The following is a 12,421-nucleotide window of genomic DNA, read 5'->3' as shown; positions in this document are numbered from 1 at the left end:
CCTATACCTAAAGGAGAGTCAAAAAAAATGATGAGAAAAATGATAAGCGTATCTTTAATATCAATCATGTGTTTAGCGGTAACTGCCTGCGGTGGAGGCAATACAAACGGTAATACTGCGGGGACTACCGCACCGACTAGTACACCGGCCGCATCTGCACCTGCATCGAAAGAACCGGTTAAGAATGAAAAGTTGATTGTTTATACGAACGCGAATTCAGATGGCAGAGGCGATTGGTTAGTCCAGAAGGCGAAAGACGCTGGATTTGAAATCGAAATTGTCGGGGCAGGCGGAGCAAATTTAACGAATCGCTTGATAGCCGAGAAAAACAATCCAGTTGCGGACGTCATCTACGGATTGAACAATATGCTTTATGAAAATTTAAAGAAAGAAAAAGTTCTTGCCAAATATGCCCCAGCATGGGCGGGAGAAATTGAGGCAGGCTTGAACGATACGGAAGGATATTACCACGGTTTGGTCAAGCAAGCCATTCTGATTGGCTATAATCCAAAGACTTATACGGCGGATACAGAACCGAAGGATTGGTCCGATGTGTATAGCAATCCGCAGTTCAAAGGTAAATATGAGACTCCCACTCAGCTTGATCAAATTACGCCGCAGTTAATTGTGGCAAGCATATTGACCAAATTCAAAGATGACAAAGGCGAGTATGGAATTTCAAAGCAAGGCTGGGATGAAATCAAGAAGTTGTATGACAACGGTGTCCCAGCTATTAAAGGTGAAGATTTCTACCAAAATATGGTTAACGGAAAATCCCCGATTGGAGCCGTCGTTTCAGGCACTCTGCAGGCAAAAGAGAAACAATATGGGGTTAAAGCGGGAATTGTAAGTCCAAGTAGTGGAGTACCAATGATTGTAGAACAAGCGGCCATCGCGAATGGGACTAAGAAAATGGAAACGGCAAAAAGGTTTATCGACTGGATCGGTTCGGCGGACGTGCAAGGACAATTTGCCGCACAATTCAATGCCATGCCTGCGAATACGAAAGCTGTTGCAAAAGCAAACAAAGATGTACAATCTCTTTATGCTTCAATCAAGCCAATAGCTTTTGACTGGGTATTTGTTGCCGGAAATCTTGGGAAATGGGTAGAAAAAATTCAATTGGAAATTATGAAATAAGGTTTGATCATTCAAGCTGCATGTTGGAATATTCCATGCATGCAGCCTGTTTATTTAAAAAATACTTTTTGCAGAGGTTAAAAATGATTACATTTAAAGATGTTCAAATTCATTTCGGCGATTTTCATGCTATCAAGAACCTTAATCTCAACATCAGAGAAGGAGAATTTTTTACGTTTCTCGGGCCGTCGGGATGCGGGAAAACGACTATTCTTCGGAGCTTGGTAGGTTTTATAAACCCTGCGAGTGGACAGATCCTGTTGAATGATCGGGATATCACCCAAGTGCCTATTGAAAAGCGTGAAATCAGCATGGTCTTTCAAAGCTATGCTCTGTTTCCCACATTAAATGTCTACGAAAACATTGCTTTTGGCATGCGGGTGAAAAAGTTCTCTAAAGCCGAAGTAGATGCGCAGGTTAAAGAGATTGCCCGAAAAGTAGATTTAAGCGAGGAACAGCTTGTCAAAAAAGTGTCCGAGTTATCCGGCGGGCAGCAGCAGCGTGTCGCTATCGCGAGGGCTCTTGTGCTTAAGCCAAGCATACTTGCATTGGATGAGCCTTTGTCCAATTTGGACGCCAAGCTGAGAGTGCAATTGCGTAACGAGTTAAAGGATCTTCAGAAGAAGTTTGGGATCACTACGGTATATGTAACGCATGATCAGGAAGAAGCCTTGACTTTATCGGATCGAATCGCTGTATTTAACAAGGGGATTGTTGAACAAGTCGGTACGCCGCGGGAAATTTACAATGAATCTAAGACGGAATTTGTTTGTAATTTTATAGGCGATATTAATCTGATTCAACCGGCGATTATTCAGAACTCTCCCTTAAAGGATTTCATTGATCCCGCCAAAAAGTCTTATATTCGAAACGAAAAAATAAGCCTCACACCAATAGCTCAGGGTAAAAATGCCGTACAACTAAAAGGGAAAATTGTGGATCAGGAATTTTATGGCATTTACACAAAGTATTCGGTGGAGATTGCAGGCGGCGGGATATTGAAGACCGTTGAAACAGAAAAAGGTCATGTCCAATACCAAACGGGAGATGAGATTGACATTTATATGCACGCCGGCGATATTTTGCAGTACTAGGGGGTAACATTGTTGAACGTACAGATTACTAAAAAAGCGCGGTCGTCCGTCTCTTTGTCCACATGGATATTCTATGCTTTAATAGCATGGTTTGTCATCGCCTTTCTGATTTATCCGAATCTTAATGTTTATTATGAAATCTTTTTCGGTAAGGGAAATTTTTCACTTGAACCCGTTCAGAAGCTGTTATCCTCCGCTCGTGCCATGAAAAGCTTGTACAACAGCTTTATTTTAGCGATTTCGCTTATTTTTACGGTAAACCTTGTCGGGATCTTCTTGGTTCTGGTTGTCGAGTACTTTGATATCAAAGGCGCAAAAATATTAAGGCTTGGCTATTTTACAACACTCATCTACAGCGGCGTTGTGTTGGTATCCGGTTACAAATTGATTTACGGTGAAACGGGACTTATGACGAAAGTCTTGACCTTTGTATTTCCTTCCTTTGATACGACGTGGTTTCACGGCTATTGGGCAGTTCTATTTGTCATGACGTTCGCGTGTACATCCAACCATGTCCTTTTTCTAAGCAATGCTATGCGTAAAGTGGATTTTCAAACAATCGAAGCAGCGAAAAACATGGGGGCATCACCCTTTTATATTCTGAGACGGGTCGTACTTCCCGTTTTGAAGCCGACTATTTATGCGTTGACGATTCTCCTCTTTCTGACAGGATTAGCTGCAACATCGGCGCCTCTGATTCTTGGAGGGACGGAATTTCAAACGATTACGCCAATGATTCTTGCCTTCGCCAACAGCACTTATTCCAAAGATTTAGCCGCGTTGCTTGCGCTCGTTCTCGGATTGGCAACCATGGTTTTGCTGTCCATCATGATCCGGTTTGAAAGAAAAGGAAATTTCATGTCGGTATCCAAAGTTAAATCCGAGATGGTTAAGCAAAAAATCATTAATCCGCTTGCGAATGTGCTCACCCATGCCGCAGCCTATCTTCTGTTTCTGATCTATGTCATTCCAGTCATTCTTATTATTGCTTTTTCCTTTACAGATGCCCAAAGCATTGCAAAAGCATCGATTTCCTTTAGCAATTTGACATTAAACAATTATATCCAAGTGTTTTCAAGTCTTTCCGCTTTTAAACCTTATCTGGTAAGTGTCTGCTATGCAGCGGCAGCGGCAATTACCGTCGTGGCTTTGGCTTTAATGGCTTCCCGGATCTTGCATAAATATAAGAATACCTGGACCGATATGCTGGAGTATTCCCTGCTGATCCCATGGATGCTGCCTTCAACATTAATTGCAATCGGTCTGATTGTCACCTTTGGCACACCTCGGCTTATTATTGGCAATAACGTGTTGGTCGGATCCGTATGGTTGCTGTTCATTGCCTATGTGATCGTCCACATTCCATTTACCCTTCGTATGGTGAAGGCATCCTTCTTCAGTCTTGACAGTAATCTTGAGGATGCAGCCAAAAATTTGGGTGCCAAATCCTTTTATACCTTCAGAAGGGTACTTCTGCCTATCATTCTTCCCTCCACGCTGGCTGTCCTTGCTTTGAATTTCAACGGGATATTGGCGGATTATGACCTGACGGTATTTCTGTATCACCCTCTGTACCAGCCGTTGGGCATCGTTATCAAAAATAGTACAGACGCAGACGCGGTGGCGGATACAAAAGCGCTGACTCTTGTCTATTCTGTGATTTTGATGATTATGTCAGCCCTTACCTTATATTTTGTATACGGGAGAAGAAGTAAAGGCTAGTCTCAACAAAAAACCTTCCTACTGATATTATCCCCTTATGGTTGACAGTGTAGAAAAGTCCATGGGTACAATGGACTTGAAAGCTGCTAAACTGGAGGGGATTTTTTCATGGCCAAAAAGGGACAAGTATTTATCCAATAGCAGGATCGATGGCGAGCGGATCCAGCGGTGCGGATGTGGCGATAGTAGGGGAAACCCTGAAGCATGCTACCATTATCGTTGTGGCGGATCACATGATGTAGGTCCACGTAGTCAAGCCGACGAATAAGCTGGATCAAATAAACGATTATTCAGCCAATATGCACATAGACAGACGATTCGGTAGCCTTGCCGAATGGTCTATTTTCATTTACATGCCCATTTGGTTTATTAAGGGCAAGGAATTTGCATTTTGATGACTTTGTTTAGGTTTTAATGGGTATGCAGGCTTAAGGAAATCGTAACATAATAAAGTATGGAGCCAGACACAGTCAAAGATCCGCGTACGGGCAGTCCGAGGTGGCGATCAAAAGTTAATAAACAGGGGGCAAGCGAATGGCCAGAATCTTTATTGTTGACGATGAACCTATCATCGGGATTGGTCTCAAAACGTTAATTGGCGAATATAAACGGTTTAGTGAGATTGATACGTTTTCAGACGGTGTATCAGCGTTGTCGAACATCATGGCTAACCCTCCGGACGTTGTGTTGACTGATATTCGGATGCCTCGTATGGATGGTTTGGAACTATGCCGAAATATTCAGCAGCTAAAGCTCTTCACCAAAGTCGTTGTGCTTTCGGGATACGGGGATTTTGCATATGCGCAAAAATGTATGTCGTACGGTGTACAGGAATATTTGCTGAAGCCTATTACAGAAATCGAGCTTTTTCCGGTGCTGGATAAAGTGCTCGCCATGCGGGAAGCGGCGCTTATTTCCTTCACCCTTTTTGAACAGTGGGCTGATCAATTGGAGGAAGCGGTTTGGATGTTGGACAAGCTTCGGGCCAATGAACTGCTTGAGGTGGGAAAGAGGGAGTTGTTCCCCGTTGAAACGGACATTCAGCAGTACCAGCGGGTATACGACGCTGTCAGGCTGCTTCTTAAGAAACTGAATGCCAGAGGGACGTACAGGGTTGAGGTGAAGCCGCTTTTCGAGGAGAACACGGTCACCACGATTACGTACGAATGGTTTCAGGCTGAAATCGGAATTTGGATACAACGATTAAGTGAGTATCGCAAGCATGAAAGAATCAACGTTTTGGAGGCGGCTATCCAGTACATCGATGAGCATCTTTTCGAGGAGGAGCTTTCACTGGACATGGTTGCTGGGAAGCTAGGCGTGACACCGACCTATTTCAGCCATTATTTTAAGAAAAATACGAACGAGACCTTCGTGCAATACCGGATGCGCAAACGAATCGATAAAGCCAAACAACTGCTTGCCGTTCCGCACTACAAAATCCTAGATATTGGAGCCGAGGTCGGTTACGATAGCTACCCCCACTTTTCCAGAGTCTTCAAAAAGGCAACGGGCTATTCCCCTACCGAATATCGCGGGCTGCTCGGGATCAAGTAATGAAAAACAGCCTGGTACGCAAGGTTTACATTTACTTTGTCATTATTATCGCGCTGACTTTGGTGACGGTGGGGGTTACCGGTTATTGGCGGTCGTCCAACGAATTGGAGAATCAGTATGAAGGGCTGCTGACTCAAATCGTTGATAATGTTTTGCATGAAACCGATTTATTTTTGAAAAGTTACGAGCGGGCAACGGTCTCTATTCTGATTTCTCCTGTCGTGAAAGAGGCTCTTGATCTTCCAAGCAATTCAACTCCTGGCTTTTATACATCCGAAATTGCCATGAAGGGGGTATTTCAACCTGTTCTCATCAACAATCCGGAAATATCAATGACGTACATTATCGGTTATAACGGGTTCCAGGCAACGGATTTCAATATCCACATTGTTCCTTTTAATTACAAAGGCTTTGAAGAATATGTCGAACAGATGAAGGAAGACGATGATATAAACGGGAAGCTGACGATTCAGGATTCCGGATTTCTGGACGGTCATCTTACACTTATTCGCAAATTAGCGGACCGAACCTCATCGAAATCATTTAAAGGCATTATGGGCTTCGAACTAAAGATAGGGGAGCTAAACACGCTCTGGAAGGGCATAAAGCTCGGACAATCCGGATATTTTTTTATCGTCAACGATCGCGGGAAAATATTATACCATCCGGATCCGAGCCGGATCGGCAAGCAGCTTGACGGGATGCATTTCAATACGGTTGAAGCCAACAAAGACCAAATATTTGAATTGCCTGGAGAACCGGAGCGGGTTTTCTTTAGTCGAAAGTCCGACTATTCCGGATGGACGCTGGTGGCCAGCATGTCGGTTGCTGAACAGAGCAAGCCGATATCAGACTTGCGGCAAACAACGCTAATCGTAGGTATCTTCACATTGATTTTGGCCTTATTTCTAGCTTACCGTTTCGGTCAATCTATCGTTCGTCCAGTTCGACTACTGGAAAACGGGATGAGTCAGACGGCCAAAGGTCACTGGACCCGAGTACCTCTGACCGGAAGCCGTGATGAGATGGATCAGCTTATCACCAGCTACAATACGATGGTTACCCGGCTGGAAGAGCTTGTCGAGCGGGTTTACGAGACCGAGCTGCGCAATCAGGACAATTTAATGAAACGGCAGCTGGCCGAATTTCAATCGCTGCAATTACAGATTAATCCGCACTTCTTGTACAACACGCTGGAAATTATTATTTGTTACGCCGTTATCCAGAAATCAAGCGAAATCAAAGACATCGTTCGTTCTCTGTCGTATATGCTACGCTATTCCATACGTACCGACTTGGAGAAAATTACGGTAGCCAACGAGTTGAAACACATTCTGTATTTTATGTCTATTATGAAATACCGCAACCAGCGCGAATTTGAAATCGATGTTCGCATCAGTACGGATTATTTGCTGGACAGCATGGTTCGCTTGACGCTGCAACCCTTGGTCGAAAATGTGTTTAAGCACGCGTTTCCTTATGGGATCGAGGATACTCACTCGATTATTATTGACGCCTGGAAGGATGAAGCGGATTTTTATGTCATTGTGGAAGATAATGGCTGCGGTATTGAAGCGGAAACCCTTTTGCAATTGAATATGCGTTTCCAGAACAGCCGGGAGGATAGGCTGTTGGATGCACAACAAACATTCGAAGGCAGCATCGGACTGCTCAATGTGCATAATCGGATTCAGATGGTGTTAGGAGAGCAGTATGGGCTTTCCATACAAAGCGACTTGGGTGTAGGCACGAAGGTTACGATTCGCTTGCCGTCGTCCAGCGCAAAAAAAGTCATGCTGGTGTAAAACAGCACAATGCTCGGTTGTCCCTATTTTTTGTATGCTACATATAGAAAGACATCAAACATACCGAGTCATGGACATCGAGAGAGGGAGGGATTTATGGAAGTTTCAGCTAGCAAGAGCAATATGTTGTCTGCAACTGTCGGTAAAAAGGAAAGTTACTTGTCTAGACTGAAGAAGAACGCATCCAGCCATTGGCAGCTCTACCTGTTTATGCTGCTGCCGATTATTTATTTGCTCATATTCAAGTACGTGCCGATGTATGGGGCATTGATTGCGTTCAAAAATTATCTTCCGACTAAAGGAGTATGGGGCAGCGAATGGGTAGGTCTGAAGCATTTCGATCGTTTTTTCCATTCTTATGAGTTTGTGCGGATTATGAAAAATACGATCCTGCTCAGCATCTATAGTTTACTTGCAGGGTTTCCGTTCCCAATCATTCTTGCGCTTTCCTTGAATTACGTAAACGCTCGTTTCTTTAAGAAAACCGTGCAAATGATCACTTACGCACCGCATTTTATTTCCGTGGTCGTGATGGTAGGCATCATTCTGCAAATGATGGACCCGCGGGTTGGCCTGATTCAAACGATTATGAAATATTTCGGATTGCCGACAATCAATTTCATGGGCATACCCGAATGGTTTTCACACGTTTTTGTCTGGTCTGGTATTTGGCAAAACGTTGGTTTTTCCTGCATCATCTACTTGGCAGCGCTTGCAGCTGTTGATCCTTCGCTGCACGAGGCAGCTGTTGTGGATGGAGCCAATAAAGTGCAGCGAATGTGGCACGTTGACTTGTCGGGTATTATGCCGGTTGCCGTTATCTTGCTCATCATGAACACCGGCCATGTTCTGGACATAGGCTTCGAAAAGGTATTGCTGATGCAGAATCCGCTGAATATGAGCTCATCTGAGGTGATCGATACTTTTGTGTACAAGGTCGGCTTGGCATCAACAGCCATCAACTATTCCTACTCATCTGCCATTGGATTGTTTAAATCAGTCATTAATTTGGTCCTGCTGGTTACCGTCAATCGGATAGCCAGAAAGTTGGGGCAAACCAGTCTGTGGTAATAAGGGGGCATGTCTATGACGGGAAGCATTAAAGAAAGTGCGGATGACAGGCTTTTTACAATTCTGAATTACATCATCCTATTCATTTTTACGATTACGATTCTTTATCCTCTGGTTTATATTGTTAGCGCTTCCTTCAGCTCATCCACAGCGGTTATTTCCGGTAAAGTCTGGTTGTATCCGGTAGAGCCGACGTTAGCGGGTTATGAGGCGGTATTTAAGCATCGTTTAATTATGTCTAGCTTTTTGAATTCGGTCTTTTATACCGTAGTGGGAACGACGATCAATGTGCTCTTTACACTCATTGCGGCTTATCCGCTTTCGAGAAAAGATTTTATGCCACGCAATGCCATTATGGCTTTGTTTGTATTCACAATGATGTTTTCAGGCGGATTGATCCCGTCTTACCTGGTTGTGAAAGAGCTGGGTATGATCGACACTAGGTGGTCTTTAATTATTCCGGGAGCGCTTGCCGTTATGAATATGATCATTGCCCGTACATATTTTCAAACAACCATTCCGGATGAATTGCTTGAAGCCGCTCAAATGGATGGATGCAGTGATTTTACGTTTGTGCGGAAAATCGTGCTTCCTTTGTCAGGTCCAATCATAGCTGTAATCTCCTTGTTTTACGCAGTCGGACATTGGAACCAATATTTTAACGCACTGCTTTATTTAAAACATCAGGAGTTGTACCCGATTCAATTGGTATTAAGGGATATTTTGGTGCAAAACGAGGTCGATGCGTCGATGATAACCGACGTTGCCGATCAAGCGGCAAGAGATGGTCTGCGGGAGCTGTTGAAATTTTCCCTGATCGTCGTGTCTACGCTGCCCGTGCTCATCATCTATCCATTCATACAAAGGCATTTTGTCAAAGGCATGATGATTGGATCATTAAAAGGCTAAAGGGAGGTTTTTAAATGAAAATAGCTCTAACAGCTTTAATCGCGATTACGACGTCTGTAGCCCTTCTAAGCGCATGTGCGGACAGCGGACAAAAGGGAGATGACCAAAAGACGGAAGCAAGCAAGGACGATCAAGTCACAGCAGCGGGCGAATTCCCGATTACGAAAGAAAAGACGACGCTCAGGGTCATGGTCAAAGGCTCCAGCATTGTCGAAAATTTTGCAACGAACGAGTTCACTAAGTGGCTGGAGGAGAAAACGAACATTCATATCGATTGGGAGGTCGCTCCGGAAAAAACATTTGCAGAGAAGCTTAACGTTTCACTTGCAAGCGGCGATTATCCGGACGTGCTGCTTAATATGAGTGTATCGCCGATTCAGCAGTCGATTTACGGTAAGGATGGCGTATTTATTCCGCTGAACCCGTATATTGACAAATACGGCGTTGAAATGAAAAAGATGTTCGAGCAGGTTTCCTATGTCAAAGATTTGATTACCATGCCCGACGGCAAAATTTATTCGGTCCCTCAGGTTAATGATTGCTACCACTGCTCACTTGGTCAAAAGATGTGGATCTATCAACCATGGCTAGATAAGCTTGGTTTAAAAATGCCGGAAACGATTGACGAGTTTTATCAAGTACTAAAAGCATTTAAAGAAAAAGATCCGAACGGAAACGGGAAGGCAGATGAGATCCCTCTTGTCGGCGCTACGAATGGCCCATCATCTACGTTGGACCTTTTTCTGACCAGCGCTTTTATCGAGAAGGATTTCAACCTGCGCTTTGTTAAGGATGGAAAGGTTCAAGTTGCCTATAATCAACCGGAGTGGAAGGACGCTTTGACATATATGCATAAACTGTTTGCTGAAGGTTTAATCTCTCCGCAAACGTTTACACAGGATAGAAACCAGTTGAAACAAATGGGCATGAACCCGGAAATCCCGATCACCGGAGCTATAGCCTCACAAAACCAAACGGTATTTGTCGAAGTCGATAACTCGAGATTCAAAGACTACGTATCGGTACCTCCGCTCAAAGGACCGTCAGGTATACGTTCAACTGCGTATAATCCTTACGCGGTATCTGCTGGTCAATACGTCATCACCAATAAGGCCAAAAATCCCGCTGCCGCATTCCGTATGGCTGACCTGCTGCTTTCGGAAGAAGCGACTCTGCGCAGCACGCAGGGCCGTCCTGGTCAGGAGTGGGTGCGTCCAGAGCAAGGAGAGCTTGGCGTTAACGGGAAGCAAGCCGTATGGAAACCGATTGCCACGTTTGGCAAGCTGCAAAATATTCACTGGGCGCAGGCAGGACCTTCGCTGCGAACAAACGACTTGCGATTAAGCGTGGCAGCGGATCCAAAAAATTCGCTGGAACTTATTTTGTATAAGGAAACTAAAAAATACGAGCCTTACAAAATCGACCCGAGCAAAATTGTGCCGCCATTGTTCTTCACCAACGAACAAGCGGAGGAGCTCTCTACGCTTGAGAAGACGCTTACGGACTACAGAACTGAATTTTTTGCGAAAACGGTTACAGGTTCGCTGGACATTGACAAGGAGTGGAACAACTATTTGAACACTTTGGACAAAATGAACGTTAAACGCTACCTGGAAATTTATCAACAAGCCTATACCCAGTATAAATCGAAAAAGTAGAGCCGCATCCGGAAGCATTCCTGTCTGGTGAGAGTGAGGTACAAGATGAAAGAGAAGTACTTAAAGAAGCTTTCAGCCGAAAGACCTAATGTCGTATTTATCATAGCGGATGATCATCGTGGTGAAGCCATTGGAGCATTCGGCGATGAAACCGTGCAGACGCCGGTATTGGATTCATTGGTTGCCAGCGGGACATCTTGTCGTAACACTCATATATTTGGCGGCCTAACCGGGGCGGTTTGCGCACCGAGCAGAGCGTGCGTCCATACGGGTATTCCTATCTTCCGGGCGACGATCGGCAAGGATATGATGAACCGGGAGCATTCGAGCGTCATTCGTCCGGATGTTCGGCTAATGCCGCAAACGATGCAGGGTGCCGGGTATCGAACTCATGCGATTGGCAAATGGCATAACGACAAGGCAAGCTTCGCCCGAAGTTTTGAAGGAGGGGATAAGCTAACTTTTCACGGTATGAGCGAGCATACAAAGGTTCCTGTGTACGATTATGACCTGACTGGGGCTTATCCGAAGGAACAGGAATATAACGAACATACGTTTTCGACGGAGTTGTTTACGAACGCAGCCGTCCAATTTATTGAGGATTACCGAGAGGAACGGCCGTTTTTCCTGTATGTGGCGTATACAGCGCCGCATGATCCCCGAACCGCACCGGAGCCGTATGCTAGCATGTACGACAAATCCGACATTCCGCTGCCTCCGAACTTTATGAGGGAGCATCCATTCGATACTGGCGATCTGACGTGTCGGGATGAGAAGCTTGCACGATGGCCGAGGGACGAGGGCGAAATTCGCGAACATATTGCCGATTACTATGCGATGATAAGCCATTTGGACGCGCAAATCGGTAGAATCGTCGAAGCGCTGAAGGCTAAGGGCATTTATGACGATACACTCGTCGTGTATACAGCGGATCATGGCTTGGCGGTCGGGCAACATGGACTGATGGGCAAACAGAACCTTTACGAGCACAGCGTACGTATACCGCTTATATTCAGGGGGCCAGGCGTGCCGGAGGGCAAGCAGGAGCCTGCGCTGGCAAGCAATATTGATATTTTTCCTACCGTTGCAAGGCTATGCGGCGTCGATCTGCCGGAGGAAACGGAAGGCATAAGTCTGTGTCCCATCTTTACAGGAGAAAGCGATGCCGTTCGCGGTATCGTGTGCTCTGTTTATCGAGATGTCCAGCGGATGGTAACGGACGGCCGATGGAAGCTGATCCGTTATTATCGCTCGCCAGTGACGAACACAGGAACGGAACGAATCCAGTTGTTCAATCTGCTAAACGATCCATGGGAAACACAAGATTTGTCGGCAGAGCCGGCAAATGCCGGGGTCATCGAACGGCTTGCTTCCGAGTTGGCTTCATGGATGCAGGCTTCCTGTGATATTTTGCAGGATAAGCCGGTGATTCCTGTTACACCCTTGGCTTGAGCCAAGAGCCTTA

9 protein-coding genes are annotated in these 12,421 nt (G+C 45.1%); all 9 read left to right on the top strand.

The window, feature by feature from the left end:
- Positions 1 to 27 precede the first annotated feature (27 nt).
- A complete protein-coding gene (locus ASD40_RS23965) occupies positions 28 to 1,140 on the top strand; it encodes an extracellular solute-binding protein (protein ID WP_057305661.1) in 1,113 nt (370 codons plus the stop codon).
- A gap of 83 nt (positions 1,141 to 1,223) precedes the next feature.
- Entirely contained in the window at positions 1,224 to 2,234 is a 1,011-nt protein-coding gene (locus ASD40_RS23960) for an ABC transporter ATP-binding protein (RefSeq protein WP_057306288.1), read from the top strand.
- Positions 2,235 to 2,246: 12 nt separating this feature from the next.
- Positions 2,247 to 3,956 (top strand): ABC transporter permease, encoded by a 1,710-nt coding sequence (locus tag ASD40_RS23955; RefSeq protein WP_057305660.1) that lies wholly within the window; start codon positions 2,247 to 2,249, stop codon positions 3,954 to 3,956.
- A 534-nt stretch (positions 3,957 to 4,490) separates the two neighbouring features.
- Positions 4,491 to 5,513: a response regulator transcription factor gene (locus tag ASD40_RS23950; RefSeq protein ID WP_057305659.1), complete on the top strand. Its 1,023-nt coding sequence runs from the start codon at positions 4,491 to 4,493 to the stop codon at positions 5,511 to 5,513.
- Positions 5,513 to 7,318: a cache domain-containing sensor histidine kinase gene (locus ASD40_RS23945; protein ID WP_057305658.1), complete on the top strand. Its 1,806-nt coding sequence runs from the start codon at positions 5,513 to 5,515 to the stop codon at positions 7,316 to 7,318. The genes ASD40_RS23950 and ASD40_RS23945 overlap by 1 nt, the downstream gene beginning before the upstream one ends.
- Positions 7,319 to 7,414: 96 nt before the next feature.
- A complete protein-coding gene (locus ASD40_RS23940; RefSeq protein ID WP_082562412.1) occupies positions 7,415 to 8,389 on the top strand; it encodes an ABC transporter permease in 975 nt (324 codons plus the stop codon).
- Between the two features lie 9 nt (positions 8,390 to 8,398).
- On the top strand, positions 8,399 to 9,298 hold the full coding sequence (locus tag ASD40_RS23935) for a carbohydrate ABC transporter permease (RefSeq protein WP_057305657.1): 900 nt from the start codon (positions 8,399 to 8,401) through the stop codon (positions 9,296 to 9,298).
- 14 nt (positions 9,299 to 9,312) lie between these two features.
- Entirely contained in the window at positions 9,313 to 10,956 is a 1,644-nt protein-coding gene (locus ASD40_RS23930; RefSeq protein ID WP_057305656.1) for an ABC transporter substrate-binding protein, read from the top strand.
- A 45-nt stretch (positions 10,957 to 11,001) separates the two neighbouring features.
- Complete coding sequence (locus ASD40_RS23925) at positions 11,002 to 12,408, top strand: sulfatase-like hydrolase/transferase (RefSeq protein WP_057305655.1); 1,407 nt, start codon at positions 11,002 to 11,004, stop codon at positions 12,406 to 12,408.
- Positions 12,409 to 12,421: the final 13 nt, after the last annotated feature.

This window comes from Paenibacillus sp. Root444D2 (assembly GCF_001426375.1).
In the GTDB taxonomy this organism is placed as follows: domain Bacteria; phylum Bacillota; class Bacilli; order Paenibacillales; family NBRC-103111; genus Paenibacillus_E.
This window is presented reverse-complemented; position numbering and strand designations above follow the sequence as displayed.

What these genes read in the sequence shown, in the direction of transcription:
- ASD40_RS23940 (WP_082562412.1), top strand. Translation starts at nt 7,415, where the DNA reads ATGGAAGTTTCAGCTAGCAAGAGCAATATGTTGTCTGCAACTGTCGGT.
- ASD40_RS23935 (WP_057305657.1), top strand. Translation starts at nt 8,399, where the DNA reads ATGTCTATGACGGGAAGCATTAAAGAAAGTGCGGATGACAGGCTTTTT.
- ASD40_RS23950 (WP_057305659.1), top strand. Translation starts at nt 4,491, where the DNA reads ATGGCCAGAATCTTTATTGTTGACGATGAACCTATCATCGGGATTGGT.
- ASD40_RS23965 (WP_057305661.1), top strand. Translation starts at nt 28, where the DNA reads ATGATGAGAAAAATGATAAGCGTATCTTTAATATCAATCATGTGTTTA.
- ASD40_RS23960 (WP_057306288.1), top strand. Translation starts at nt 1,224, where the DNA reads ATGATTACATTTAAAGATGTTCAAATTCATTTCGGCGATTTTCATGCT.
- ASD40_RS23930 (WP_057305656.1), top strand. Translation starts at nt 9,313, where the DNA reads ATGAAAATAGCTCTAACAGCTTTAATCGCGATTACGACGTCTGTAGCC.
- ASD40_RS23945 (WP_057305658.1), top strand. Translation starts at nt 5,513, where the DNA reads ATGAAAAACAGCCTGGTACGCAAGGTTTACATTTACTTTGTCATTATT.
- ASD40_RS23925 (WP_057305655.1), top strand. Translation starts at nt 11,002, where the DNA reads ATGAAAGAGAAGTACTTAAAGAAGCTTTCAGCCGAAAGACCTAATGTC.